We start from the raw sequence: 26,325 nt of genomic DNA, 5'->3' as shown, positions 1-26,325 counted from the left end.
ACTTTTCTTTTATATTTTTATAAAAATTTAATTTAACATTGAAATACCGATCAACACAAGGGCTCCGGAGAAATATTAAAGATAATTTAAATGATAAGGGTTGGAATTTTTTTCAAAAAAAACTAACTTCGTAAGGAAACCGTTGAAGATATGATTGGAGAAAAACAAAGATTACAGGACAGCAACTGGAAAAACTGGGGACCTTACGTAAGCAACCGGCAATGGGGAAATGTACGTGAAGACTACAGCCCCAACGGCGATGCATGGAATTTCGCCAATCATAATGATGCCGAAAGCTACGCTTACCGCTGGGGTGAAGAAGGCATTGCCGGAATTTCCGATGCCAAACAGATCTTCTGTTTTGCCCTTTCGTTCTGGAACAAGAAAGATAAGATCGTAAAAGAGCGCTTCTTCGGGCTCAGCAATCCTCAGGGAAACCATGGTGAAGACATCAAGGAAATTTTTTATTATCTGGATAATACACCTACTCACAGCTACATGAAGATGGTATATAAATATCCCATCAACGAATTTCCATATGATGAGATCCGTTCTGAAAATGCCAGACGGAGCAAAAAGCAACCCGAATACGAAATTGTAGATACCGGAATTTTCGATAAAGATGAATATTTCGATATTTTTATTGAATATGCCAAAGCCGATCACAATGATTTTTTAGTGCGCATAACGGTATGCAACAGAAGCCAGATCGACGCCCCAATTGTAGTGGCTCCTACGGTATGGTTCAGAAACAACTGGAAATGGGGTTATAATACCTACAAAGGACAAACCAATGCTTCGCATGAGGGCTGTATCAATATTGAACATGATAGTATCGGTATTAAAAAGTTTTATTCCAGAAACATTAATGCAGAAAGTGTTTTCTGCGAGAACGAGACCAACACCCCCAAATTATACGGTAGCCCATATCCCGGAAATACTTATTTCAAGGATGGGATTAATGACTATATCATTTACGGAAGCAATACCGTTAATCCTGAGAAAAGAGGATCGAAGGCAGCCTTTTTAATCGATGACGTCATCAAAGCCGGAGCATCTAAGACTTTTGATTTCAGATTGTCACCCAATGATCTTGACGAGCCTTTTTATGACTTTGATAAAATATTCAGGACCAGGATCGATGAAGCCAATGAGTTCTATGAGGAAATCCAGAGTGATGTAACGGATGACGATGAGAGAAACGTTCAGCGGCAGGCTTTTGCAGGGCTTCTCTGGAACAAACAGTTCTATCATTACAATGTCGGAAAATGGCTGAAAGGTGATCCGAATTTTGCAGCTCCGAGGGATTTCAATCATTATGTAAGGAATACGGAGTGGAATCATCTCCACAATAAAGATATCATCTCTATGCCGGACAAATGGGAATATCCATGGTACGCCACCTGGGACCTGGCTTTCCATTGTGTGCCGCTTGCCCTCATTGATGCGGAATTTGCAAAAGGACAGCTCCTTTTGTTAACAAAGGAATGGTATATGCATCCGAACGGGCAGCTTCCGGCGTATGAATGGAACCTGAGCGATGTTAATCCGCCGGTCCACGCCTGGTCCTGCTTCAGGGTTTTTAAAATTGATGAAAAGCAGAATGGGAAATCCGATCTTTTATTTTTGGAAAAAGTATTCCAGAAGTTGCTTCTGAATTTTACCTGGTGGGTAAACCGGAAAGATAAGAACGGAAAAAATATTTTCGGAGGAGGATTCCTGGGGCTTGATAATATCGGGGCTTTCGACCGGAATATGGTCCTGAAGGACGGACAGCACCTCGAACAGGCCGACGGAACCAGCTGGATGGCGATGTATGCGCTGAATATGATGCGGATTGCCATGGAACTGGCCCAGTACTATCAGGTATATGAAGATATGGCCATTAAATTTTTTGAGCATTATCTTTATATTGCTGAGGCGATGGAGAATTTGGGTGACGGCACCAAAGGCCTCTGGAACGAGGAGGACGGATTTTTCTATGATGTTCTCCAGCTTGGAAACGGCGACAGTACCTCTTTAAGATTAAGAAGCATCGTGGGCCTGATCCCGATGTTTGCTGTGGAAATCATCGACCATCATCTGCTTGATAAAATGCCGAATTTCGTGGAAAGAATGGATTGGGTATTGAAAAACAAGCCGGAACTTACCAAACTGGTATCTCATTGGGAAGAAGAAGGCCACGGCAGAAAGCACCTGATGAGCATTCTCCGCAAAACCCGACTGACAAAAGTTCTGTCGCGGATGCTGGATGAAAAAGAATTCCTGAGCCGGTACGGAATACGTGCCATGTCGAAAGTTTATGAAGAAAATCCGTTTAAATTCTCCGTGCACGGAACGGAAAACGTCGTGTATTATACGCCTGCGGAAAGCGACAGCCGGATGTTCGGCGGAAACAGCAACTGGAGGGGGCCGATCTGGTTTCCTATCAATTTCTTGATTGTGGAAAGTTTGCAGCGGTTCCATTTCTATTACGGAAACAGCCTGAAGGTTGAATTGCCGACCGGCAGCAATGAAATGAAAAACCTCGATGAAGTAGCGCAGGATATTAGCAACAGACTCTGCTCCATATTCCTGAAAGATGAAGTGGGGCAAAGGCCGTTTAACGGCGGCAATGCCAAATTTAATTATGATGAAAACTTTAAAGACTATATCACGTTTTTCGAATATTTCCATGGAGACAACGGCCGCGGAGTCGGTGCTTCACATCAAACCGGATGGACCGCTACTGTAGCAAAACTTCTGAAGCCAAGACAAAACTAATTTTAATCTATTTATATAAGTAAGCCTTCCGTTTCAGGAAGGCTTTTATTTTATCCATTTCATTAATACTTTAAATGACTACATAGGGATTCGATAGCTAATATCTATTCAAAAATAACAATTTTAATTCAATTTTGTATAATTTAAGTAAAATTTAATATTAAATATGAATATATAATAAATTTTCATCACCAAATCCTTATATTAGCTCTACAAAAAATAAAAGTCTTTATGAAAGGAAAATTACTCCCTCTCGTTGCTGTCACCTGCACAGCTATGTTCTTCAATCAATTAAACGCACAACAGTACCAGACGATGCCGATACAAAGCGGCTTTACAGCTGATGTTATTGCCAATGGCGTAGGTTCTTCTGCCACAAGTGTAAATAATAGTGTAGATGCGGTTGATTTTGCTTATGTTTCACGCGATTTCCAGGCTACGGCATCAAGCCCTGCACTTACCTATGGGCTTCCCATTAACGGAACAATCAATTCCGCAGTTGCTTCCCCTGCCGGACTTACTTACCAGCTCGCTTCTTACAGTGCCAACAATTCACTAAGACTGGCTTCCGTAGGAGACAGCGGGACCCTTGTATTCGCAACACCAAAAGCGGTCGTAAATCTTTATATGCTGGCAACAAGCGGAAGTGGAGATTCTACCGTAAACATTACCGTAAACTTTGCGGACAATACCACACAGACTTTTTCTGCAGTACCTATCAGTGACTGGTATGGCGGGAGCAATGCTGCCATTAGTGGAATAGGAAGAGTAAACATAACCAATAACAACCTTGAGTCGGGTGGAGGAACAAATCCAAGAATTTATCAAATCCCTCTGGCAATAGACGCTGCAAATCAGTCAAAGAATGTCCAGAGCATCGCCGTAACAAAAGCAGGTCCTGCATCTACAACAGTGGGGAATATTGTAAATGTTTTTGCGATTTCGGCAGAGACTTATAATGCATGTTCTGCTCCTACCAATGTAACAGCAACAACAACAATGAACAGTGCTACGGTAAACTGGACGGCTCCTGCCAATGCACCGGCATCCGGTTACCAGTATTATCTGAGTACTTCCAATACTGCGCCTACTGCTACTACCACGCCTACAGGAAGCACGGCAGCCGGCGTAACTTCAGCACAATTTAACAGCTTAGCTACAGGACAAACCTATTATGTATGGGTAAGATCCAATTGTGGCGGTTCCTCACAAAGTTTCTGGACGATGACTCAATTCACTACAGGACAAATCTCAGCAACTTACACGGCAGGAGAAATCAATACTTTGTTTAATAACAGCGGTGTTACACCAACATCTGCAACTTCATGCGCAGGAGCATTAAGTATCGCTATTCCTGCCGGTTATGCAGTACAATCTACTTCAGTTTCATACACCATGACTGCTGCGGGAGGCGGATGGATGTCTGAACAGAGAAGCTTGTTGGCCTGTACAAACAATGGAAGTACGGAAACCTCCGTGTCTTCAGGAACAGGTAGTAATGGCGGAACTTTCTCTTATAACAGGACAGGTCTTACCATAGCCAATGATCTTACCGGAACGGTAAATTTTGAAATGAGAGCCTGGAGAACCTACGGAGGTTCTGGATGTAATACGACCTATAACAAAGTAGATAATAACAGCTTTAAAGTGACCGTAACCTTAAAGCCGGCTTCAGCTTTGGCTACCAACGAGGTAAGCACCAAAGGGAATGAAAGAATTGCATATCCGAACCCGTTTGCCGATACCCTTTATCTTGAGAAGGCCGAAAACGTGAAAAAAGCGGTGGTAACCGATCCTTCAGGGGTTGTGGTAAAAACCGTTGAAAATCCTTCTTCCGAATTATTTTTAGGCGGTGTAAAATCAGGAATGTATATTCTTACCCTAACGATGAAAGACGGTTCCGTTAAGAGCATGAAGACGATTAAAAAATAAAAGTTTACACATTCATACAAAAACCCCGGGCGGAAAATTTTCTGCCCGGGGTTTGTTTTAACTGAATTTAATTTTTATGCCTCTGCCACAGATCCGTTTACGAAAACTTCGTAGGCAATTTCTACATTAGGCTCCAATGTTTTGGAAACGGAGCAATATTTTTCAAAAGACAGCTGGGCAGCTTTGTTGGCTTTCTTAAGATCGATGTTTCCTTCCAGAAGAAATTTTACCTTAATGGATTTAAAGGGTTTTGCATCATCCACGGGAATCCGCTCGCCTTCTACTTCCGCCTGAAATCCCGTAATTTCCTGTCGCTGTTTTTTCAGGATAGCCACCACGTCTATTCCGCTGCATCCTGCCACCGCCATCAGAACGCTTTCCATTGGAGAAACCCCCTTTGCGCCGGGCTGTGTCGTATTATCCAATAAGATTGAATTTCCCTGGGCATTGGTACATTCAAATAAAAAATCGTCATTGATTCGATTTAGTGTTATTTTCATTTTAAATTTAATTTTTTCGGTTCCGTGACTCCGATCATGACTCCAAAATCCCCGTCTTCCTGGATCCATCTTTTTTCAGGATAATAGGTTCTGGAAACAAATCCGTCAAGATATAAGGCTTTTTCGCATCCTGCGTCCTTAAATACAGAAGCAAAATTATAAAAATTAACTTCGTCCTTTGACATTATAAAAATTATATTTCCATTTTTTAAAATTCCCACGCCGTTTCTGATGTTGGTATTCTTAGAATCCTTTTTAAAAATGGGATTAATTTTTTTGTTTATCAATAATGAAGGTCCCGACTGCGTAGCGTATTTTATATGGGAATCATGCGTAAAAGCCTTCGATTCAATAATTCCGGCTTCGTTATTTTTTATGAGATAAAATATTCCGTTAGGCTGAAGATTGAAATTACCTTTGCCTGATAAAGTATCGATTGGATGCAGTACTTTAAAATTCTCAATATAAAGACCTTTCGGAATATTATTTATACTGAACATTCCGCCGTTCATGGCAAATTTTAACTTTTCGCTTTTCCGTTCTGTTTTATGCTTTAAGCGGCTGATGCTTTTAAGAATTGTCCCGTCGGTGTCCTTCCAGTAAAAAGAGACCTTTTCAATTTTAGGATCTACTTCAAAAATTACAAAATCATTTCCAAGTTCATCTTTTTTCTTACAAGAGAAAACAACTGAACAACACAGCACGAAGAATGCAATTCTTAAAATCTGCATAAAAAAATACCTGATTTGAATTTAAAGAATTCCACGGGCCTTAATCTCCAGGTATTTATTAATAACATCCACATTCAGGTTTTCCGGAAGGGTGTACACAGTATATATGCCGTATTTACGAAGTTCCTGAATAATCAGTTTTTTTTCAAACTCAAATTTTTCTGCAATAATTTCATCATAAATTTCCTGGGTACTTTCAGGGTTTTTATGAATGAGGGTCTGCAATTCCGCATTTTTGAAGAATACGACAACCAGCAAATGGTTTTTGGCAATTCCGCGAAGGTATTTCAGCTGGCGGTTGAGGCCGTCTAATGTTTCAAAATTAGTGAACAAAAGCAACAGGCTCCTCTGGTTCAGGGAATATTTTACATCCTGATACAACCTGTTGAAATCGCTTTCAAAAAAATCCGTTTTGATGTTGTAAAGCGCTTCCGAAATTTTTCTCAGCTGCCCCGATTTGTTTTCGGCCGCTACTTTATTTTCCGTTTTTTTGGAAAAGGTCATCATCCCAGCCCGGTCGCCTTTCTTGAGAATGATATGGGATAAAGCCATCGTTGCATTAATGGAGTAATCCAGCAGGCTAAGACCGTTAAATGGCATTTTCATCGTCCGCCCTTTATCAATAAGCATAAAGATCCGCTGGGATTTTTCATCCTGAAACTGGTTTACCATCAGGCGATTCGTCTTGGAAGTCGCTTTCCAGTTGATCGTCCGGATATCATCACCGGGAACATAGTCTTTGATCTGCTCAAACTCCATGGTGTGCCCCAGCTTTCTGATTCTTTTGATTCCTCCCAACAGAAACTCGCTCTGCAAGGCCATCAGCTCGTATTTTCTTAAATGAATGAAAGACGGATAAGTGGCCAGTGTCGCATCTTTCTGGAAACTGAACCTTTTGGAAACCAATCCCAGCGGGGATGAAATATACACATTCAGGCTTCCGAAATTATACTCCCCTCTTTCCTTCGGCTCAAGAATATACTGGAAAAAAGTATTGTTCCCCGGCCCGATCTGCTTCTCAATCAGAAAATCCCTTTTCTGAAACTGAAACGGAATTTCATCTATAATATTGACATGAATTTTGAAGCCATAGTTGTTCTTAATATCGATCTTGATCGGATTTTCATCGCCGTTTGATAGTTTTTCAGGCAGGATCCTTTGGGCCGAAATCCCGTTTTTCTGATTGAAAACAAGAAGCCCGTCTACCATTGCCGCCAGAAAGCACAGCAACAGGATACCATGCGCTATCATCATCACAAACGGAAAGAAAAATGCAAAAACATACAGTATCCCCACTGCGATGAGTGCGAAGAAAAAGCGTGTATTGATGTATAAGTTCTTCATTAACTATATGTTGATCTAAGCTGCAGAATCTGCAAAAAGTTTTATCTTGGAATTTCTATGCCTTCTAAAATCTGTCTGATGATTTCATCAGCTGTTAAGCCTTCCATCTCTCTTTCCGGCGATACGATGACTCTGTGCCTTAATACCGCGTAGCTCGCTTCCTTAATGTCTTCCGGCGTTACAAAATCTCTTCCTCTCAATGCCGCAAATGCTTTTGAAGCGGTGAGTAAAGCGAGACTCGCTCTCGGAGAAGCTCCAAGGTACAGGAATTGGTTTTCCCGGGTATTGATGATGATCTTGGCAATATATTCCATCAGCTGTGCTTCCACAATGATTTCTTTTACAAGATGCTGGTAGTTTTTCAGTTGCTGAGCCGTAATTACTTTATGAACCACGTCGGTCTTATCTTCCTGTTTGCTTTCATGCTGGTTCCTGATGATGGCAATTTCCTGCTCAAGGTTTGGATAGCCGACATTGATCTTGAATAGAAAACGGTCCAGCTGTGCTTCCGGAAGCCTGTAGGTTCCTTCGTGTTCAATCGGATTCTGAGTGGCTACTACCAGGAAAGGCTCTTCCATAATATATCTGGTACCATCCATGGTAATCTGCCTTTCTTCCATTACCTCAAACAAAGCAGCCTGGGTCTTGGCCGGCGATCGGTTGATCTCATCAATCAGAATGAAATTGGAGAAAATGGGACCTTTTTTAAATTCAAACTCAGAATTTTTTACGCTGAAAACAGAAGTTCCCAAAATATCGGAAGGCATCAGATCCGGTGTAAACTGGATCCTGCTGAACCTAACATCAATGGTTTTGGCCAGTAATTTTGCCGTGATGGTTTTAGCAACACCCGGAACGCCTTCGATCAGAACGTGTCCGTTCGATAAAAGTGCAGCTAAAAGATGTTCAATCATGCTTTCCTGGCCGACAATTACCTTTGCGATTTCGGATTTTACTTTCTCAAGACTGGTACGAAGCTCGATCATATCAATCCTCGACTGAAACTGATCTTCTTTTTTATCCAGCTTAATGGAGCTTTGAGGCTCTGGATTCAGGTTATCCAAGTTTTCCATATTCTTTTAATTTATCATTTTACGGTGCGGTGAGAGAATCCTTACACCAGAAATTTTATTTTCTATATTTTAATAATCTGATCCAGCAGGTTGTTCATTCTGGTGAGATCTTCTTTCATAACCTGGGCATACGGGTCCTGTGCTCTTTTAATCAGAGCAATGGCTTCATCAATGATTTCCAACGGCTTACCGGTTTTCAGGTGTAGTTTTTTGGCAAATCCAGCATCGAGGTTCTGGGTATCGATCAGAAGATCCATCCTGACTTTATTCAGGAAATACTGGGCTTTCTTGGCCATCATATCATGGAAATCGCCTTCCTGCAGATACAGGTTGCCGATGCTCTTTACAAAATCCACTGAAGTATTTTTCAACGGATCGATGATTGGGACGATACGCTGCTTTCTTTTGGCATTGAAGAAAATAAACAGGACCAGTCCTCCCAAAAGCACCCACCATGCATATTTCAGGGCGGGGTTCGAGAGGATAAACCTCAGGAAGAACCGCGATACCTGCGAGTTGCTTTCGTCAAACCATACCGTCTCCCTGTCATCAAGATACGAAAAAATGTCCTGCGCGTACTTTACGTTTCCTTTTTTCAAAAGATAGTAATTCGTAATGAAAAGCGGCTCGCAGTGCACATAGAATTGTCCTTTTCCGAATTTTACCTTAATAAAGTTTACCTGATCGGTATTGTTTTTTTCGACGGTTTTCCCCAATACTTCCGCACCCGGCCGGATGAATGTAAATCCGCGTCCCGACGGGAATTTATCAAGTTTAATAAAATCGTTTTGGTATTTTTTGTCTGTCAGCTTTAATACATTTTCTTCCTCAAAAGAAAGTTTGGAATCGTAATATCCGATGCTGTCGGAGATTTCCTTTGGAATATCGCTGACGATGAGCATTGCATCCGAGCCTCCGGCAACCTGATCGAAAATCTTGTTCCAGGATTCTCCATCAACCTCATGTTCAATAATCAGGATGTTATGCGGCTTTTTAGTTTGGTTCTGGTTGTAATAATCGTAAGGGGTCTGGTCGGTCTTCCTGACTTTGTTTTTAAAAAGATCCCTTATTTCATGATCAAAAACAAAGAGTCCGAAAGGTGATTTCTGGTAGGTTTTAAAATTTTTCCTCCAGTCTGTGCTTTCCGTTTTGTTGACTTCAAACAACGCCAGAATAATCATCACCACGATGAAGATTACAGCATATATTTTGAAAGTTTTGTTCATGATCAGGTTTTAATTACGGTTTAAATGACTGGTATTGGTTCTTGAATTTCAGATAGGCCTCTTCATCGATCGTAAATTCCCCATACCAGACATAGTCGAAAATATAGGAAAGATCATAGAACCGGTCTTTCAGATAAGGCGCTTTCAGTTCGGCCAGGTAATCTTTATTGGTCTTTTCGGGATTCCAGGCGATTAATTTTTTATCGCTCAGCTTTTTCAGGACAAATAAAAACTGGTACCGTACTGCTGAACGGAAATCGCCGGCTTTTTCAAACTTTAAAATACTTTCGGGAAAATTAATCTCGTGGATATTTTCATGCAGTTCTTCATCCCTGATATCTACTTTCCTGTTTTTCTTTCCAAAAAATGGAATTCCGCCATTGGCAATAGCATATTTAATAATGAAATACAGGAGAAACCCGACTAAGAGAATAACAAAAAGCCGGAACAGAATTCCTGCAATATTTCCGGTCTTTGTAAAAACGGTCTCTCCGAAAATACTGTCCAGCAGACGGCCGATTTTATTCATTAGTTTTTCCCAGAAAGACATCCTGGGCTTTACCGTAGTATAATCAAAATCTTTCCCTTTGTATCGGGAAGGAACATTGGGTTTAAACGTTTTAGGATAGACGGTATTTTCACCCACCGGATTTTTCTGGAGGACAGAATCTGCACGGTACATATTACGGTAATGCCCCGTATCCATGGAATCCACATACACTTCCGCTGCCGGGGGAGGCGGATCGTTTTGCGTCTGGGCACAGGCACATTCAACGGCGCAAAAAATAAGTAAGAAAAAAAGAATTTTATTCATTACTTCCGATGGTTTCTATTTCTGCGAGCTCCATTTTCTGGTGAAGGTCCGTACGGCTGTCATAATACATCAATCCTGAATTTACGTATAGAACGTTCATCAGCAAAGTGGAAACCAGTGAAGAAACACCGTAAATGAAGAAAAATAATATTCCGAAGCTTCCGCCCAGAGGATTCTGCTCAAAATTTCCGTCAGGAGCCGTAGTACTTAGTTTTGCAATATACATAATCATCGGCACAGCGGTAAAAATACTGCTCACGATGTAAAAAAGCAATCCCATAATTAGAGTAGAGCCCCAGTATTTCCAGTAGGGTGAACTTTCCCGTCCATTCGGATAGGAAAACTGCGAACGGATGGCATAGCTCAGGCTATCAAAAAAGCTTCTGTTTCCGTTGAAATAATCATAACAGAGAAAGGTTACCGTATTAAAAAGATTCGGCAGCAAAAAAAGCATTAAAGCAAGACCGATGATCAGGAAAACAAGAATATAGGTAATCCCGAAAAGCACCGTTGCACCAGGCATCACCAGGAAAGTCAGACCGAAATAAAGAATTAACACCTTCCTGATATGGTTTTTAAAGTCACTTAAAATATCATCCGCTTTTATATTTGTTTTTCCTTCTGCAATTCTTTTCATATAGAAAACAGGAAAGAGCAGGTTAATGGTCATCAGTGCAGTTGAAAGGATAAACAAAAAGATTCCCAGCATCACAAACATCCCCAGATTGTCGGAAAAATACTGCTCCAGAAAATAGCTCTGTCCGCTGAGATTGGAGCTGAAAAGAACGCCGAAAAATTCTCTGAAACCTAAAACGATAACGATAACCATAAGGATCAGCAGTAACCCGTTGAGGAGAATAAAATTCTTAAAATAGTTTTTTCCGTATAATTTGAAAAAGGTGAAACTGTCACTGATGAAAGTTCCGAAATCTCTTTTTTTATAAAACTGCATGTTGAACCTGATTGTTAGTTTTTTTGTTGACTATGGAAGGATAGACGAAATAATAAAATCCGATCACCGCCAGTGAGCCGAAGATAATGATTAAATTCAGAACCAAAGGCATTGCCAGTGCATGGCGCGTTACATATCCTTCAATGATTCCTGCACAAATGGTAAAAGGAACCGTGCTTAAAAATATTTTGAATGAATCCCTGAATCCGTTTTTAAAAGAATTGAACCGTGAGTAAGTTCTCGGAAATAAAATGGATGTCCCCAGTATCAGGCCGCACATCGCTTCCACCACCATGGCAAAAATCTCGAATACGCCATGAAGCCAGATGCCGCGGGCACTATCCTTTAAAGCTCCGTAATCGTAAAAAAAATACTGGAAGGAACCGAGCATGACACTGTTGGTAAGTAGAGCGTATAAAGTTCCCACTCCTCCTGTTACACCATAAATATATAATTTTGCACCTACCCCGATATTGTTGAATATAATTCCGATCGTACTTCCCCAGGTCGAACCACTTTGGTAAACTCCGACAGCATTTCCGCTCTTAATATTCTCGATGGTCTGGTTGACATAATCTTCCCCTAAAATAATTTTGGTAAATTCCTTATCGTAGACTGCTGAAAGTATCCCGATGAGGGTAAATAATGTAAAAAAGAGAAAAGCATATCCCAGATACCGCCTGTACTGAAAAACCAGCAGAGGAACTTCCGTTTTGAAAAAATAAACGAGCCGGTTCTCTTCTACCCTTTTTGTTTTATAAATTTTCTGGAAGATCTGCGCCGAAAGATGGTTAAGGTAAACCGTCGTATTGCTTTTCGGGTAATACGTCTGGGCAAAAGAAAGGTCGTTCACCAGGTTGATGTACAGCGAAGAGAGGTCATCGGGATTTTTTTTAATTTTCCCCTGGATAACCTGTTCGATTCCCAACCATTTTTCTTTATTTTGTTTAATGAAATAAACTTCTCTCATAATTGTAAGGCTAAAATAATAAAAATTATGTCTCAAATCGCCATTAACACCTCACAAAATGTAAATATTAATTTCAATACGGCCAGTGTGGGAGACCGGATGATCGCCTTCATCCTCGACCTCCTGATTAAGGCGGCCTATACGATTGCCACTTTTTACGTTTTTTTTAATATCCTGGATTTGGGATATCTCCTGAATGGTCTTGATCCATGGTCCATCCGGGCAATTTATGTCATCCTGCTTTTCCCGACTTTCATTTATCCTCTGGTTCTGGAGAGCCTTATGGAAGGCCAGACACCCGGTAAGAAAATCATGAAAATCAGGGTAGTTAAAATTGACGGCTATCAGGCAGGATTCGGGGATTATATGATCCGTTGGGTATTCAGGATTATTGATACGACTTTCATGGGTGTTGTCGGGCTGATCTCCATGATTGCCTCCAAAAATAACCAGCGCCTGGGAGACATCGCCGCCGGAACAGCTGTGATTTCTTTAAAGAACAGCATTAATATTTCACATACAATCCTGGAAAATATCAAAGAAGATTACATCCCCACTTTTCCGCAGGTGATCGCCCTGAGTGACAACGATATGAGGATCATTAAAGACAATTACCTGAAAGCCATCCGCGTGGACGACCGGCAGATCATCAGCAGGCTTTCCGACAAAATCAAAAGTATCCTGAAGCTTGAAGCGGATGCTACCAAAATGACGGAAAGACAGTTTATCGGTGTGGTGATTAAGGATTATAATTATTATACGGGGAAAGAGAGTTAAGAGTGAATGGTGAATTTTGCTTTGCAGGTGAATGGTAAGTTTTTTTATCACTATATAAATCTCAGATAGTCAACTTATTATCAATTACTATTTTAAAAGTTGACTGCGCAGCAAATTCACCATTGACCATTCACTTTCACGCGTGCGGTGCAGTTTTTGCACTTTTGTGTTTAAAATATAAGTTATGCAATTCGAGAATAACAAATCAGGAAACGGTGGGGTCATTACCCTTAATAATGATATTAAAGAGGTTGGAAGACTAACGTATACCATATTTCCGCAGGATAATAAATTAGTCATATCGTTTGTTCTGGTACACCGGGAATTTGAAGGCCGGGGCATGGGAAAATACCTGGTAGAAGAAGCCATTAAGTTTGCACGGGAAAACCAATGGAAAGTATATCCACATTGTTCTTATGCCAGAGCGGTTATGATACGTATGCAAAATGTGGAAGACGTATTTTTACAGCGATAATACTTCTTTAACAAGGATTTCTTCTATATCATCAGGATAACTTACCCTAAGATGCTGATCGGAAGCTAACCAGTGCTGAATTTCTTCCGGTTTCAGGACTTTTGAATTCGGGATTCCCATTTTATCCAGCGCACAGGCATTGCATTCCTGCTCATACTGGTTGTGAATAGGAATGACGAATAATTTTTTATCCATGAAAAGCGCTTCGGCAGGACTTTCAAAACCTGCATTGCAAAGAATACCTTCACAGTTTTCAAACGCTTTTAGATATTCTGTTTCATCAATCGGGAAAACTTCGACATTTGCTTCTTTAAAGTACAGGCCTGAATACTTGGAAAACACCTTCCATTCTACCGGGATCTGTTTTAAAACCTTTATGATATTTTCATCTGAAAAGCTGGGAAGATACACCAGATAAAATCCTTTTTTTTCAGGACAAAGGTTCCGGATTTTCCTTCTGATCACAGGCTTCTTAATTTGCGGATGGTAATTCTCAAAGTGAAAACCGATTTTTCTTTCGCTGGGAACATAATATTTAAGGACCAAATCTCCAAAGAAATCTTTCTTTTTCGGTTTTGGCGTTTCTTTAAACAGCATGGAAGCCTGATGGCTCAGCTCGATCATCGGCAGCTTTTTTAATTTGCACGCCCAGCCCGTAAGTGGTTCATAATCATTGATGATGAGATCATATTTTGAAAGATCGATTTCCCGGACATTCTTAACCGCTTCCAGAAATTTATTTTCTTTAAAGGTTTTCCGATAGGATAATCCCCCTGTTTTATTATATAGAAGAGAAATACCTTTATATTGAAAATTAACGTCGAAATCAGCCTTTAATTGCGATTGGTGCCCGCTGATCAGCGTATCAACCGAAGCATATTTTTTCAGAATCGGAACAATTTCCTGTGCGCGTGCAATATGTCCATTCCCGGTTCCCTGGAAAGCGTATAGAATTTTCATTTGGTGAAATTGGTTACTATCTTTAAAAGTTCCGTACTGTCAATATCCTGGATTTCTTCGGTTCCGTCGTCTTTCAGCAGATGTTTGTAGTCGTCGTAATAAAAGATCCTCCATTCGTTTTCATGGTATTCCAGTGCGGAAAGGTTTTCGATCCAGTCACCCGAATTCATATAAGTGCATGATCCTTTTTTGTTAACCACCTCCCGGATCTGAGGCTGGTGGATATGCCCGCAAATTACATAATCGTAATGGTTATCGATGGCCAGTTCGGAAGCGGTGAGTTCGAAATCGCCAATATATTTAACCGCTTTCTTTACATTATTCTTGATTTTTTTTGAAAAGGAATATTTTTCTTTACCCATCTTTTCCAGAAACCAGTTGACAACATTATTGATGACGATAAGCAAATCATATCCCTTTCCTCCGAGTTTTGCAATCCACTTTGAATGCTGTACGGATGCATCAAAAACATCGCCATGGAAGATCCAGGTTTTTTTATCGTTAATATTCAGGCAGATTTTATTGCAGACTTTGAGTTTACCCAATTCAAAATCGGTAAACTTCCGGAACATTTCGTCGTGATTTCCGGTGATGTAGAACACATCAGTATTTTTTGTAGCCAGTGAAAGAATCTTTTTGATCACTTTCAGGTGGGGTTTAGGGAAGTAAGACTTTTTGAACTGCCAGATATCGATAATATCACCGTTCAGCACCAGTGTTTTAGGCTGAATGGAATTAAGATACCTTAGCAATTCTTTAGCCTTACATCCGTAAGTTCCCAAATGAACATCCGATATAACAACCAATTCAACGTTTCTTTTCATAGTTTTATGCAAAGAAAGTACTTGAAAATTAACTGTATATGAATGCTATATTATTTTTTATAACGTTTCCATCAACTCTTCGGTGACTTCCATGTTGTGATACACGTTCTGTACGTCATCATCATCTTCGAAACGCTCCAGCATTTTCATATTTGCCTTGAATTGTTCTTCGGTTACTTCTTTGGTATTATTCGGGATCCTCTGAAGCTCCGCACTTTTTGCTTCAATTCCCAGTTCGTCCAGTTTGTGCGACAGAGAACCGAAATCTTCAAAAGCCGTCGTGATCATTACTTCTTCCTCATCTTTTTCCACATCTTCCGCACCACCGTCGATCATTTCCATTTCGAAATCATCCCAATCCATTTTGATTTGTGCCAGATCAATGGTAAAAATTCCTTTTCTGTCGAAGATGAAAGCCAGCTCACCGTTTTTACCTAAGTTTCCATCAAATTTATTGAAGATCGCTCTTACATTGGCTACCGTTCTTGTCGTATTGTTTGTCGTGCATTCTACGAAAAAAGCAACGCCGCCCTGACCGTATCCTTCATAGGTAATTTCTTCATAATTTTCCGCATCCGCACCGCTTGCTTTTTTAATGGCTCTTTCCACATTATCCTTAGGCATATTGGCCCCTTTCGCATTCTGGATACATCTTCTCAGTGCAGGATTAGATTCCGGATCCGCACCTCCTGCCTTCACTGCCAGTGCAATATCTTTACCTATTTTAGAGAAAGTTTTGGCCATCTTGTCCCATCTGGCCATTTTAGAAGCTTTTCGATATTCAAATGCTCTTCCCATTTTATATTTTAATTTTCAACAAAATTAATTAAAAGTCGACGAAAAAAAAATACCCCCAGAACACTGGAGGTATTTATATTTAGAAAAATTTAATTATTTTCTTCTTTTTTTAGCCGGAGCTTTTTTCTTAGCCGGAGCTTTTTTAACTTTTACCGGAGTCGGATCATCGTAATCTCTCTTTTTAAGAGCATTCCACTGAGCCGCATCTTCGATAGCTGTTACCACTACTTTTCTGTCTACTTGTCTTTCAGCATCAGAAGCTGTAGCAGGTACAGTAGCTTTTGCTTTACCAATACCGATAGATTTAAGTGCGTTAGCATCAACCCCTCTTGCATCCAAAGCAGCAACTACAGCAGCAGCTCTTTCTCTGGATAATTTCAGGTTGTAAGCTTCTGAACCTTTAGCATCAGTTCTACCTTCTAACAGATAGTTACCTCCGTCTTTCTTGATCAGGTCAGCAGCCTCGTCAAGAGCCGGCTTAGATTCAGCTTTGATTGTCGCTTTGTTGAAATCAAAGAATACACTTCCTAATTTCTCTTCAACAGTTTTAGCTGTTACAGTTCTTGGCTTAGGACATCCGTTGTATTCTGGAAGACCTGGTACGGTAGGACAAGCATCATCTTTATCAAGGATACCGTCACCGTCTGTATCTGGCCAAGGACATCCGTTGTTTTCTGCAGGACCTGCAACTGTAGGACAAGCATCATCTTTATCGATTACACCGTCACCGTCTGTATCTGGCCAAGGGCATCCGTTGTTTTCAACCGGACCAGCTACGTCTGGACATTGATCGTCTTTATCTGGAACACCGTCACCATCTGTATCAGGACATCCCTGGAATTCCGGTAAACCTGGTGTATCAGGACATAAATCGTCTTTATCTAAGATACCATCTTTATCTCTGTCTCTGTTTCCGAATCTGAAGTTAAGAGATGCGGAAGCTTGCCAGAAGTTAGCAACGTTTGATTTATCTCCAGGAGTAGCTACGTAATCTCCCTGTACTCCTAAACCGAAGTTCTTCGTTAACCAGAAGTTAACACCAGCACCTGCAGCAACAGCAAAGAAGTTAGCTTTACCATTTTCGTTACCGTTATCTCCATTGCTCACCATTACACCGTTAGCATCCATTCTTGGGAATGTAAGCGAAGTATAATCATGTCTCAGGTAGTTAGCACCAACTCTTAAATATGGATCGAACCAAGATTCTTCATTCCAGATAAGCCCTGCAGCTTTAGCCTGGAAACCAAGACCTGTCATTAACATGAACTCTTTCCCCATGTTGAATCTTTTGTTTTCAACATTCCCAACAGTTGTCTGCCAGTCGATTACCAAACCTTTACCGATGTTCCTAGCTACAGTAAGTTTTGATAATGGTGGAGTAATAGAGAAATTGTTCACATTGAACATTGTTTTTGTCAAGTTTCTAGCAGAGAATGTATTACTGAAATTACTTCCCTGTGCAAGGTGATTTTCCGCGTGAGCACCAACCCCGATCAACCACGGATTGTTGGTAGTCTGAGCGAACACAGTAGAAGCAACAGTAAGTGCCAATGCTGAAATTCCTAATTTTAGATTTTTCATAGAATTAAATGATTAAATAATTGATAATGCAAAATAAATATAATTTTTCTTTATATACAAAGTTTTCACGCTGATTTTTAACTTTTCTTTAATATTCTGTCGAGGTTTCGTTTATTTTCTCTATCTTTTATGCTTTCCCTTTTATCAAAGAGTTTTTTCCCTCTACCAAGCGCAATCAGGACCTTTGCTTTTCCCTTGTCGTTAATGTATAATTTTAAAGGTATGATCGTATTGCCTGCATCCTTTAACTTTTTTTCAAGTTTTTGTAATTCTTTTTTGTGCAAGAGCAATTTCCGTTCCCTTTTTGTTTTATGGTTGTAAAAAGTTCCCAGTTTATATTCGTCAATCATCATGTTGATGATGTACAATTCCCCATCAATAAACTGACAGAAGGATTCTGCAATGGATGCTTTTGAAGAGCGCAAAGATTTTATTTCCGTACCCGTAAGAACCATTCCTGCTTCAAATTCTTCAAGGATTTCGTATTCAAAACGGGCTCTTCTGTTTACTATATTTACTGTTTTTTCAATCTTCATTTTAAGTTGTTCTATTTAGGATAATGCAATAAGAATGCATTTTGAGGCAATTCCTTCCGGAGAACTTCCCACCGAAAGGTTATTTATCTGATGGAATATATAAAAAATATCCCATATTTAAAAACTTGACAATTACATTATTACGAAATACCCAAATTCTTTTCGTATTTTTGCGCCAAATTTACAAAACTATATGTTAACAGTATCTAACTTATCTTTACAATTCGGGAAAAGAGTTCTTTTTGACGAGGTAAACATTATGTTTACGAAAGGAAACTGCTACGGGATTATCGGAGCAAATGGTGCAGGAAAGTCTACATTCCTTAAAATATTGACCGGAAAACAGGACCCAACAACAGGACACGTATCGCTTGAGCCTGGAAAAAGGATGTCTGTTCTGGAGCAGGATCACTTTGCTTATGATCAGTATACGGTGCTTGAAGCGGTTTTGAGAGGTAATAAAAAATTATTCGAGATAAAAGAAGAGATGGATGCCCTGTATGCGAAGGAAGACTTCTCTGATGAAGACGGGATCAAAGCTGGTGAACTGGGTGTAATCTATGACGAAATGGGGGGATGGACTGCAGAATCTGATGCACAGACCATGCTTTCCAACGTTGGGATTAAAGACGATATGCACTGGCAGATGATGAGCGAGCTTGAAAACAAGGACAAGGTAAAAGTTCTATTGGCACAGGCCCTTTTCGGAAACCCGGATGTGCTGATTCTCGATGAGCCTACCAACGACCTTGACATTGATACGATCTCATGGCTTGAAGATTTCCTGGCAGATTACGAAAATACCGTAATCGTTGTATCGCACGACCGTCACTTCTTAGACACGGTTTGTACACACATCGGAGATTTGGATTATGCGAAACTGAACCTTTACACCGGTAACTACTCTTTCTGGTACCAGGCTTCCCAGCTAGCGACAAGACAAAGAGCACAGGCTAACAAAAAAGCGGAAGAAAAGAAGAAGGAACTTCAGGACTTCATCGCCCGATTCAGTTCCAACGTTGCTAAAGCTAAACAGGCAACAGCAAGAAAGAAAATGATCGATAAATTAAACATCGACGATATCAAGCCTTCTTCCAGAAGATACCCGGCGATTATTTTTGAAATGGAAAGAGAAGTAGGAGACCAGATTCTGGATGTAAAAGGTCTTGAAAAAACAAAAGACGGAGAATTGCTGTTCTCAAACATCGATTTAAATCTTAAAAAAGGAGATAAGGTTGCTGTTCTGTCTAAAAATTCATTAGCCATTACAGAATTTTTCGAAATTTTAGCGGGAAATATTGAAGCGGATAAAGGAGCCGTAGCTTGGGGAGTTACCACTAACCAGTCTCAGATGCCTTTAGATAATACCAAATTCTTCCAGGAAGATATCAGCCTGGTAGACTGGCTAAGACAATTCACTAAAAACGATGAAGAGCGTCACGAAGAATTCGTGAGAGGATTTCTGGGAAGAATGCTTTTCTCCGGTGATGAGGCTTTAAAATCCTGTAAAGTACTTTCCGGAGGTGAAAAAATGAGATGTATGTTCAGCAGAATGATGCTTCAGAAGGCAAATGTTCTTTTGTTAGACGAACCTACCAACCACTTAGATTTGGAAAGTATTACCACGCTGAACAATTCATTATCCAACTTCAAAGGAAATCTTTTATTGGCTTCTCATGACCACGAAATGCTTTCAACCGTTTGTAACAGGATCATTGAACTGACACCAAACGGAATAATCGACCGTGAAATGACCTACGACGAATATCTTGCTGATAAAAAGATAAAAGAATTAAGAGAGAAGATGTATTCATAACATCCGTTCGCATAGAATTTAAAGCGTTTCCGCCGGGAACGCTTTTTTATTTATACCTTAGGGTAAATAATTGCCCATCATGAAAAAGTTATTTTATCTCATAATTCTGCTGTGCTTTTTTACAACTTACGGTCAGTCCAGAGATCCACGGTATCGGCCGAAGCCTTATGTGGAAATTAAGCATCCGGAATGGACGAAAAACGCAACGATTTACGAAGTCAATATCAGGCAGTATACTCCGGAAGGCACCTTTAAAGCATTTGAGAAACATCTTCCCCGGCTGAAAAAAATGGGTGTGGATATTATCTGGCTCATGCCCATCCATCCGATCGGGGAACTTCACAGAAAGGGCAGTCTCGGAAGCTACTATTCGGTGAAAGATTTCAAAGACATCAATCCTGATTTCGGGTCTTTGGCCGACTTTAAGAATCTGGTGAATAAAATCCACAGCATGGGAATGTATGTGCTCATCGACTGGGTCGGAAACCACTCGGCCTGGGACAATCCCCTGGCACAGCAGCATCCGGACTGGTATACCCAAACGCGGGAAGGGAAATTCCAGCCGACGCCATGGTACGATTGGGATGATGTGATCGATTTCGATTATAACAACCCGGATTTGAGGATATACATGACCGACGCACTCAAATATTGGGTTTCGCAAACCAATATCGACGGCTACCGCTGCGATGTAGCAGGATTTATCCCTGTCGATTTCTGGGAAAACGCAAGGGCGGAACTGGATGAGATAAAACCGGTTTTCATGCTCGCCGAATGGGAATCCCGGGATCTGTATAAAAAGTCTTTTGATATGACTTATTCCTGGACGCTCTGGGACAAACTGAAACAGGCCACCATGGAAAAGAAAGGTGCACCGGCACTTTTCGAATACATGGCCCATGATGTCAACAGCTTTCCTTTTGATTCTTACCGGATGACCTTTACAGATAACCATGATAAAAATTCCTGGGAAGGAAACCAGTTTTCGAATTTCGGAGACGGGCTTGAAGCGGCTATGGTCCTATGCAGTACTATTAACGGAATGCCTTTGGTATACAGCGGGCAGGAAGCAGGCCTGAACCGGAGCCTCGCTTTTTTCGAGAAAGATCCGATCGAGTGGAAAAACCATAAGTTTGCTTTGATGTATGAAAAACTGTTTACCCTGAAACATAACAATCAGGCATTGTGGAACGGAAAATGGGGTGGCGAAATGGAACGTGTTACGAATGACAAGATGAATAAAATCCTGTCTTTTTACCGGGAGAAAAACGGGGATGCCGTTCTTACGGTAATTAATTTCTCCGATCAGGATGCGGAAGTAAAACTGGATTCAAAATATCTCAGAAACAGCTACAGAGAACTGTTTTCCGGAAGCCCTTTCATCATTTCCCAGGACAAAACCCCGCTGAAACTTAAAGCCTGGGATTACATGGTTTTCATAAAGAATAAATAAATTTTATCCTGTCGAGCCTACAGTATTTAACACAGTTTCTAAAAAAATTTTCCCTATTTTTGTGAAATGAGTCAAAAATGGATTTACAAGCCTGAACCCGATGAGGAAATCGTGGACGGATTAAGTTCGTCTCTTGGTTTTGGAACTTTTGAATCTAAACTCCTCGTTCTTAGGGGAATTGACAATTATCAAAAGGCCAGAGAATTTTTTAAACCGAACCTTACCGATATCCACAGTCCGTTTTTAATGGCAGATATGCAGAAAGCAGTGGAACGCATCGCTACAGCCATCGAAAACGGAGAAAAAATACTGGTTTACGGAGATTACGATGTGGACGGCACAACAGCCGTTGCCCTGATGTACCTGTACCTCAGTAAAATTGTTCAGAAAAAATATTTAGATTATTATATTCCCGACAGGAATTCCGAAGGTTACGGAATTTCCACGGAAGGCATCGATTTTGCCAAAGAAAACGGATTTTCCCTGATCATCGCCCTGGACTGCGGGATCAAGGCGCTTGATATGATCAATTATGCCCAGAATTTAGGTATCGATTTTATCATTTGTGATCACCACCTTCCCGGCGAAGAGATTCCGAACGCCGTTGCTGTTCTGGACCCGAAAAGAAGCGACTGCCGCTACCCTTTCAAGGAACTTTCCGGATGCGGGGTCGGCTTTAAATTGTGCCAGGGATTAAATACCATTTACAAGCTTCCGGAAGCGGAATTGTTCGAACTTACCGATCTTCTTGCCATCTCCATCGCCGCCGATATTGTATCGATGACCGGTGAAAACAGGGTTTTGGCTAAAATGGGACTTAAAATACTGCGTAAAACGAGAAATTTAGGTTTACGGCTATTAATTCCTGAAGACAAACTTTCGCATTTTGAAATTTCAAATATTGTTTTTGAAATTGCTCCGAAAATTAACGCTGCGGGAAGAATTTCCCATGGAAAAGCAGCTGTTGAGCTTATGGTTTCAGATAACCTGAAGCACGCACACCAGATTGTCAGCGACATCATGAACCTGAACGACGAAAGAAGAGAGCTGGATATGAATTCCACCCTTTCGGCTTTAAACCAGGTTATCGAATCCCAGCAGGAAACAAAATATACCACCATCGTTTATCATCCGGAATGGAACAAAGGCGTTATCGGAATTGTAGCCTCCCGGTTGATTGAGACCTATTATAAACCAACGTTGGTTTTTACAGACGGAAATAATGGGGAAATGGTGGCTTCGGCAAGATCCGTAGCCGATTTTGATGTACATGAAGCATTGGATATGTGCTCGGAATATTTTCTTAAATTCGGGGGACATCATGCCGCGGCAGGACTTTCTATGGAGAAATCGAAATTTGATGCTTTTAAAGAGAAATTTGAAAGGGTCGTTTCCGAGAAGATCAAAGACCATCAGAAGGAACCTTCCATTACGATCGATTCCGAAATTCAGATCGACGAGATCAACCGGGAATTCATCAATTTCCACCGAAAACTGGCACCTTTCGGCCCGCATAACATGAAACCGATCCTGACGCTGACAAACCAAAAGGTTTCCGGCTATATCAAAACGATGGGGAAAGACAACAACCACCTCAAGTTTTACATCAGGCAGGAATCTACCGGACGAAATATCGAATGTGTAGGCTTTAAGCTGGGGCAGTTTGCGGATGATTTCAGGAATAAATATTTTGACCTTGCTTTTACACTGGAGGAAAACCACTGGAAAGGCAATGTTACGCATTACCTGAATATTAAAGACGTAAAATTCAGGGATTAATAATCATTCATTCTGCGATACATGAAAAAGATCGGCCTTTTTTTCGGTTCATTCAATCCTATTCATATCGGACATCTTATCCTGGCAAATTATATCCTGGAGCATTCGGATATGGACGAGCTATGGTTTGTAGTCAGCCCGCAAAACCCTTTTAAGGAAAAAAAATCGCTGCTGAAAGATCATAACCGCCTGGATATGGTACAGCTTGCCATAAAAAACTATCCGGAGATGCGGGCATCCAATGTCGAATTTTCATTGCCTCAACCCAGCTATACCATCGATACCCTTGCCTATCTTCACGAAAAACACCCTGACTATTCGTTCAGCTTAATCATGGGTGAGGATAACCTGATCAACCTCCACAAATGGAAAAATGCGGACACCTTAATTAAAAACCACCACATCATTGTTTACCCGAGAATTTTTGAAGGTGAGAAAAAAGATTCCGATTTGCTGGAGCATGAAAATATTTCCCTGATCAGAGCTCCGGTTATAGAGCTTTCCGCTACCGAAATCAGGAATATGATACGAACTGGAAAGAATGTAAGACCGATGCTGCCACCAGAAGTTTTTGAGTATTTGGACGGAAGCAGTTTTTATAAGTAAATTTGTTAATGTTTCAGGCTGGACGCAGGAAGAAGGAAGCTGGAAGTTTTCTGAATCCCGGTTATGAGATTGCTACTGAACCGTCAATTAAACAATTATGAATTTCCTAGAAAAATTATTCTCGAAATACCCGCAGGAAAAAGTGATCCGGTGGTTTAAAAACATCTGTCTGGCAGAAGCCATTTCCTGGTTTTTCCTGTTTACGGCAATGATCTGGATCCGGACCAATCCTACAGATATTTTCCCGATTGTTTACATCAGCACGATCGGCAGCATCCACGGTTTGTTTTTTACCCTATACCTTCTGTTCCTGCCTGCCGTAAGAAAGATATTTGCCTGGGACGACGAAGACAGCGTCTTTGCTTTAATTGCAGCTTTCTTTCCTTTTGCAACCATCTGGATCGATAAAAAGCTGGCCCGCTTTGACCGGGAATAAATGCATAAAAGAATCAGTCTCATAACTCAATGATGTGGATTGAGAATCGACTGTACGAAAATCATTCTCATACAGGAGAGGAGGTCGAGGTCGAGAAAAATCATAAAAAAAGTCCGTTTTCACTAGTTGTGAGACGGACTCCTTATTTTATTTATACATCTAAAGATCACGCTTTACATGGCCTGTAGCCGTAAGGGTGTGACTTCCGGAAGTGTTGGTATACGTTCCGTTGACGGTAAAATCTATATAGTCTCCTACGGCGCCAAAGCTGATGATATTGACCACCAGATTACTGTTCATAGGTGTAATATCCGCATTTGAAATTCCAAAAAAATAATCTGTCGTAAAACTTGCCGGAACTCCCATCATATTATTCTGTGTCATGGAAAAATACGCTCCTACAGTATTCTGTGAATCTATCCTCAACTGTTTTATAGGTATGTTCGGATTAACCGGAGTACTAACGGAATACCATTTCGCATTGAACGGGCCAAGTACATAAGTTACCGGCTGACTGTCTATTTTATAACTGATAAATTCACTTACTGAATTACAAACGGTAATATTTCCTAAATTGACCGTATTGGCAGCAGCCGTAAAAGTTATTTCCCCGGTGGTCTGAAGATTCGTCACATCAAATCCTTCATAGATAAACTGAGGAGTCGAATTACATACATAGGTATTGAAATTAAAATTCCCGGTACTGCTTACAGGAGCAGATAAATAATTAAAATAATTTGCTGCCCCAACATTACGAAGCGTTACATAACCGTCCGTAACATCCGTATTTGCACACGTTTTCAGGTTTCCCTGGATGATATAATTCGTAGATGCAGGCGGGTTCACGGTAATGTCGGGAATCGCCGTTATGCTTCCTGTTGCAAAAGGACCTACACTGGACGTATAAATTACATTATCACAAATGCCGTAAACTTTGAGCGTAAGAACTTCGTTTGCGGGAACAATTCCGGAAACCATCCCTGCATTATCTGTGATGCCATAGGACTCGTAGGTTTGGGAAGCTCTTTTTAAGGTTACCTTCATATTGGGTAAAACCACACCTGCAGCATTTTTCACGGTCACTTTCATGGTTGCCTGCTCAAACTGGGCATCACAATTCCACCATGAGAAATGGCTTACCGTTCCTACATAGGCATTTCCGACTTTTGTAGCAGCGCCTTCTTCATTCCACATTCCCGTCTCTTCATTGTAAGACCAGAGCGGAATTGTATTCGGCGAAGATGAATTTTGTGAAGCATCAACAGGAACTGTAATTTCTGCCGTATGACCATTTGCAATCTGAAGATTCTGTCCTGAGCTTCCTGTCAGCTGCACATGGAGCATTCCGAAAGTTTCCATAACCCTTGCATTTCCTCCTGAATTGGTAGCCAGAAATGATCCCGGCATCAATTCGTTCAGATAAGGATTTGAGGAAGCTAAATTAAACAAAGCAACACTTACACTTCCTGAATAAGCATTTCCACCTGCATCTTTAAAGCTTCCGTCAAACTTCACTTTTGTTCCGTTAGGCAGAGAAACCGTAGAAGCTGAGCCTGAAGAAATGGTAGAAGTTGTCGTCGCCGGGATCATCATAATATTTACCTTATTCATTCCATTGGTAGGAACCAACACCCTCGACGCATTTACATAACCCGCTTTGGTTACTTTTACGTGTGCAAAATTTTCTTTTACCGAAGCATTTTTAAATACAAAAAGCCCTTTAAGGTTGGTTGTCACCGTACTTGTTCCGATAGTCACTATCGCTCCCGAAACGGGAGTTCCGTTGGTATCCAGCACGACACCCTGAAAATTCTTTTGCGTGGCATTTCCAAAATTATAACTGGATTGGGGATTTGAAGAATTATCACTTATTTCCAAGAGGGATTCCTCTTTACAGGAAAAAATTAATGATAATAACAAAAAAAGCATGTAAATTTTTCTCATACGCTATTAATTTTAAGTTTGCACTAAATTAATCA

At 40.7% G+C, this 26,325-nt stretch carries 23 protein-coding genes; 9 read left to right on the top strand and 14 right to left on the bottom strand.

Translation table 11 applies throughout. The annotated features are described in order from the left end of the window. Window positions 1–150 precede the first annotated feature (150 nt). Together ACED20_RS04550 and ACED20_RS04545 are read left to right on the top strand one after the other, a co-directional pair. Window positions 151–2,763, top strand: coding sequence for a glucosidase (locus tag ACED20_RS04550; RefSeq protein WP_345767125.1), 2,613 nt, complete (start codon window positions 151–153; stop codon window positions 2,761–2,763). 231 nt (window positions 2,764–2,994) lie between these two features. Next, window positions 2,995–4,695, top strand: coding sequence for a T9SS type A sorting domain-containing protein (locus ACED20_RS04545; protein WP_378103624.1), 1,701 nt, complete (start codon window positions 2,995–2,997; stop codon window positions 4,693–4,695). Window positions 4,696–4,769: 74 nt separating this feature from the next. Here ACED20_RS04545 and ACED20_RS04540 read toward each other — a convergent pair whose 3' ends face one another. The 8 genes from ACED20_RS04540 to ACED20_RS04505 all read right to left on the bottom strand — a co-directional run bounded on the left by ACED20_RS04540 (window position 4,770) and on the right by ACED20_RS04505 (window position 12,305). Next, window positions 4,770–5,195, bottom strand: coding sequence for an OsmC family protein (locus ACED20_RS04540; RefSeq protein ID WP_378103623.1), 426 nt, complete (start codon window positions 5,193–5,195; stop codon window positions 4,770–4,772). After that, window positions 5,192–5,926: a phosphodiester glycosidase family protein gene (locus ACED20_RS04535; protein ID WP_378103621.1), complete on the bottom strand. Its 735-nt coding sequence runs from the start codon at window positions 5,924–5,926 to the stop codon at window positions 5,192–5,194. The genes ACED20_RS04540 and ACED20_RS04535 overlap by 4 nt, the downstream gene beginning before the upstream one ends. A 21-nt stretch (window positions 5,927–5,947) precedes the next feature. After that, the gene (locus tag ACED20_RS04530) at window positions 5,948–7,270 is read right to left on the bottom strand and encodes a DUF58 domain-containing protein (RefSeq protein ID WP_378103620.1); all 1,323 of its coding nucleotides are present in this window, start codon (window positions 7,268–7,270) and stop codon (window positions 5,948–5,950) included. A 41-nt stretch (window positions 7,271–7,311) separates the two neighbouring features. Beyond that, on the bottom strand, window positions 7,312–8,343 hold the full coding sequence (locus tag ACED20_RS04525) for an AAA family ATPase (protein WP_378103618.1): 1,032 nt from the start codon (window positions 8,341–8,343) through the stop codon (window positions 7,312–7,314). A gap of 62 nt (window positions 8,344–8,405) precedes the next feature. Then, the gene (locus ACED20_RS04520) at window positions 8,406–9,569 is read right to left on the bottom strand and encodes a DUF4350 domain-containing protein (protein WP_294202425.1); all 1,164 of its coding nucleotides are present in this window, start codon (window positions 9,567–9,569) and stop codon (window positions 8,406–8,408) included. A 13-nt stretch (window positions 9,570–9,582) separates the two neighbouring features. Continuing rightward, window positions 9,583–10,383 carry a DUF4129 domain-containing protein gene (locus ACED20_RS04515; RefSeq protein ID WP_294316473.1) on the bottom strand — a complete coding sequence of 267 codons (801 nt, stop codon included), beginning with the start codon at window positions 10,381–10,383 and terminating at the stop codon, window positions 9,583–9,585. Next, the gene (locus ACED20_RS04510; RefSeq protein ID WP_378103616.1) at window positions 10,376–11,335 is read right to left on the bottom strand and encodes a DUF4013 domain-containing protein; all 960 of its coding nucleotides are present in this window, start codon (window positions 11,333–11,335) and stop codon (window positions 10,376–10,378) included. The genes ACED20_RS04515 and ACED20_RS04510 overlap by 8 nt, the downstream gene beginning before the upstream one ends. After that, entirely contained in the window at window positions 11,322–12,305 is a 984-nt protein-coding gene (locus tag ACED20_RS04505; protein ID WP_378103615.1) for a stage II sporulation protein M, read from the bottom strand. The genes ACED20_RS04510 and ACED20_RS04505 overlap by 14 nt, the downstream gene beginning before the upstream one ends. Window positions 12,306–12,332: 27 nt before the next feature. Here ACED20_RS04505 and ACED20_RS04500 point away from each other — a divergent pair, with 27 nt between their 5' ends. After that, window positions 12,333–13,082 carry an RDD family protein gene (locus tag ACED20_RS04500; protein ID WP_294226561.1) on the top strand — a complete coding sequence of 250 codons (750 nt, stop codon included), beginning with the start codon at window positions 12,333–12,335 and terminating at the stop codon, window positions 13,080–13,082. A gap of 184 nt (window positions 13,083–13,266) precedes the next feature. Continuing rightward, complete coding sequence (locus ACED20_RS04495; RefSeq protein WP_294292271.1) at window positions 13,267–13,557, top strand: GNAT family N-acetyltransferase; 291 nt, start codon at window positions 13,267–13,269, stop codon at window positions 13,555–13,557. On the opposite strand, the gene ACED20_RS04490 is transcribed toward ACED20_RS04495, so the two are convergent. From ACED20_RS04490 to smpB, 5 genes are all read right to left on the bottom strand, one after another. Continuing rightward, a complete protein-coding gene (locus ACED20_RS04490) occupies window positions 13,546–14,517 on the bottom strand; it encodes a glycosyltransferase family protein (RefSeq protein ID WP_378103613.1) in 972 nt (323 codons plus the stop codon). The genes ACED20_RS04495 and ACED20_RS04490 overlap by 12 nt on opposite strands. After that, window positions 14,514–15,341, bottom strand: a complete 828-nt coding sequence (locus tag ACED20_RS04485; RefSeq protein WP_294226569.1) for a UDP-2,3-diacylglucosamine diphosphatase — start codon at window positions 15,339–15,341, stop codon at window positions 14,514–14,516. The genes ACED20_RS04490 and ACED20_RS04485 overlap by 4 nt, the downstream gene beginning before the upstream one ends. A gap of 57 nt (window positions 15,342–15,398) precedes the next feature. Then, entirely contained in the window at window positions 15,399–16,139 is a 741-nt protein-coding gene (locus tag ACED20_RS04480; RefSeq protein ID WP_294202439.1) for a YebC/PmpR family DNA-binding transcriptional regulator, read from the bottom strand. Between the two features lie 93 nt (window positions 16,140–16,232). Beyond that, on the bottom strand, window positions 16,233–17,720 hold the full coding sequence (locus ACED20_RS04475) for an OmpA family protein (protein ID WP_294202440.1): 1,488 nt from the start codon (window positions 17,718–17,720) through the stop codon (window positions 16,233–16,235). A gap of 77 nt (window positions 17,721–17,797) precedes the next feature. After that, window positions 17,798–18,256: an SsrA-binding protein SmpB gene (gene smpB, locus ACED20_RS04470; protein WP_294240719.1), complete on the bottom strand. Its 459-nt coding sequence runs from the start codon at window positions 18,254–18,256 to the stop codon at window positions 17,798–17,800. A 193-nt stretch (window positions 18,257–18,449) separates the two neighbouring features. Between smpB and ACED20_RS04465 the strand changes: the two genes are divergently transcribed. The 5 genes from ACED20_RS04465 (at window position 18,450) to ACED20_RS04445 (ending at window position 24,346) form a co-directional block, all read left to right on the top strand. Further along, on the top strand, window positions 18,450–20,072 hold the full coding sequence (locus ACED20_RS04465; RefSeq protein ID WP_294226095.1) for an ABC-F family ATP-binding cassette domain-containing protein: 1,623 nt from the start codon (window positions 18,450–18,452) through the stop codon (window positions 20,070–20,072). Between the two features lie 79 nt (window positions 20,073–20,151). Then, window positions 20,152–21,525 carry an alpha-amylase family glycosyl hydrolase gene (locus tag ACED20_RS04460; RefSeq protein WP_378103612.1) on the top strand — a complete coding sequence of 458 codons (1,374 nt, stop codon included), beginning with the start codon at window positions 20,152–20,154 and terminating at the stop codon, window positions 21,523–21,525. A gap of 66 nt (window positions 21,526–21,591) precedes the next feature. Next, entirely contained in the window at window positions 21,592–23,304 is a 1,713-nt protein-coding gene (gene recJ, locus ACED20_RS04455) for a single-stranded-DNA-specific exonuclease RecJ (protein ID WP_294226101.1), read from the top strand. Between the two features lie 21 nt (window positions 23,305–23,325). Then, window positions 23,326–23,910 (top strand): nicotinate (nicotinamide) nucleotide adenylyltransferase, encoded by a 585-nt coding sequence (gene nadD / locus ACED20_RS04450; protein ID WP_378103611.1) that lies wholly within the window; start codon window positions 23,326–23,328, stop codon window positions 23,908–23,910. Between the two features lie 97 nt (window positions 23,911–24,007). Next, window positions 24,008–24,346, top strand: a complete 339-nt coding sequence (locus ACED20_RS04445) for a DUF3817 domain-containing protein (protein ID WP_294202450.1) — start codon at window positions 24,008–24,010, stop codon at window positions 24,344–24,346. A 159-nt stretch (window positions 24,347–24,505) separates the two neighbouring features. Here ACED20_RS04445 and ACED20_RS04440 read toward each other — a convergent pair whose 3' ends face one another. Further along, entirely contained in the window at window positions 24,506–26,290 is a 1,785-nt protein-coding gene (locus ACED20_RS04440; RefSeq protein WP_294240710.1) for a carboxypeptidase-like regulatory domain-containing protein, read from the bottom strand. Between the last annotated feature and the right edge of the window lie 35 nt (window positions 26,291–26,325).

Source organism: Chryseobacterium sp. sg2396, assembly GCF_042610505.1.
In the GTDB taxonomy this organism is placed as follows: Bacteria; Bacteroidota; Bacteroidia; order Flavobacteriales; family Weeksellaceae; genus Chryseobacterium.
Note: the sequence above shows the minus strand (reverse complement) of the source record. Positions and strands in the feature narration are given on the sequence as shown.

What these genes read in the sequence shown, in the direction of transcription:
- ACED20_RS04550 (WP_345767125.1), top strand. Translation starts at nt 151, where the DNA reads ATGATTGGAGAAAAACAAAGATTACAGGACAGCAACTGGAAAAACTGG.
- ACED20_RS04545 (WP_378103624.1), top strand. Translation starts at nt 2,995, where the DNA reads ATGAAAGGAAAATTACTCCCTCTCGTTGCTGTCACCTGCACAGCTATG.
- ACED20_RS04540 (WP_378103623.1), bottom strand. Translation starts at nt 5,195, where the DNA reads ATGAAAATAACACTAAATCGAATCAATGACGATTTTTTATTTGAATGT.
- ACED20_RS04535 (WP_378103621.1), bottom strand. Translation starts at nt 5,926, where the DNA reads ATGCAGATTTTAAGAATTGCATTCTTCGTGCTGTGTTGTTCAGTTGTT.
- ACED20_RS04530 (WP_378103620.1), bottom strand. Translation starts at nt 7,270, where the DNA reads ATGAAGAACTTATACATCAATACACGCTTTTTCTTCGCACTCATCGCA.
- ACED20_RS04525 (WP_378103618.1), bottom strand. Translation starts at nt 8,343, where the DNA reads ATGGAAAACTTGGATAACCTGAATCCAGAGCCTCAAAGCTCCATTAAG.
- ACED20_RS04520 (WP_294202425.1), bottom strand. Translation starts at nt 9,569, where the DNA reads ATGAACAAAACTTTCAAAATATATGCTGTAATCTTCATCGTGGTGATG.
- ACED20_RS04515 (WP_294316473.1), bottom strand. Translation starts at nt 10,383, where the DNA reads ATGAATAAAATTCTTTTTTTCTTACTTATTTTTTGCGCCGTTGAATGT.
- ACED20_RS04510 (WP_378103616.1), bottom strand. Translation starts at nt 11,335, where the DNA reads ATGCAGTTTTATAAAAAAAGAGATTTCGGAACTTTCATCAGTGACAGT.
- ACED20_RS04505 (WP_378103615.1), bottom strand. Translation starts at nt 12,305, where the DNA reads ATGAGAGAAGTTTATTTCATTAAACAAAATAAAGAAAAATGGTTGGGA.
- ACED20_RS04500 (WP_294226561.1), top strand. Translation starts at nt 12,333, where the DNA reads ATGTCTCAAATCGCCATTAACACCTCACAAAATGTAAATATTAATTTC.
- ACED20_RS04495 (WP_294292271.1), top strand. Translation starts at nt 13,267, where the DNA reads ATGCAATTCGAGAATAACAAATCAGGAAACGGTGGGGTCATTACCCTT.
- ACED20_RS04490 (WP_378103613.1), bottom strand. Translation starts at nt 14,517, where the DNA reads ATGAAAATTCTATACGCTTTCCAGGGAACCGGGAATGGACATATTGCA.
- ACED20_RS04485 (WP_294226569.1), bottom strand. Translation starts at nt 15,341, where the DNA reads ATGAAAAGAAACGTTGAATTGGTTGTTATATCGGATGTTCATTTGGGA.
- ACED20_RS04480 (WP_294202439.1), bottom strand. Translation starts at nt 16,139, where the DNA reads ATGGGAAGAGCATTTGAATATCGAAAAGCTTCTAAAATGGCCAGATGG.
- ACED20_RS04475 (WP_294202440.1), bottom strand. Translation starts at nt 17,720, where the DNA reads ATGAAAAATCTAAAATTAGGAATTTCAGCATTGGCACTTACTGTTGCT.
- smpB (WP_294240719.1), bottom strand. Translation starts at nt 18,256, where the DNA reads ATGAAGATTGAAAAAACAGTAAATATAGTAAACAGAAGAGCCCGTTTT.
- ACED20_RS04465 (WP_294226095.1), top strand. Translation starts at nt 18,450, where the DNA reads ATGTTAACAGTATCTAACTTATCTTTACAATTCGGGAAAAGAGTTCTT.
- ACED20_RS04460 (WP_378103612.1), top strand. Translation starts at nt 20,152, where the DNA reads ATGAAAAAGTTATTTTATCTCATAATTCTGCTGTGCTTTTTTACAACT.
- recJ (WP_294226101.1), top strand. Translation starts at nt 21,592, where the DNA reads ATGAGTCAAAAATGGATTTACAAGCCTGAACCCGATGAGGAAATCGTG.
- nadD (WP_378103611.1), top strand. Translation starts at nt 23,326, where the DNA reads ATGAAAAAGATCGGCCTTTTTTTCGGTTCATTCAATCCTATTCATATC.
- ACED20_RS04445 (WP_294202450.1), top strand. Translation starts at nt 24,008, where the DNA reads ATGAATTTCCTAGAAAAATTATTCTCGAAATACCCGCAGGAAAAAGTG.
- ACED20_RS04440 (WP_294240710.1), bottom strand. Translation starts at nt 26,290, where the DNA reads ATGAGAAAAATTTACATGCTTTTTTTGTTATTATCATTAATTTTTTCC.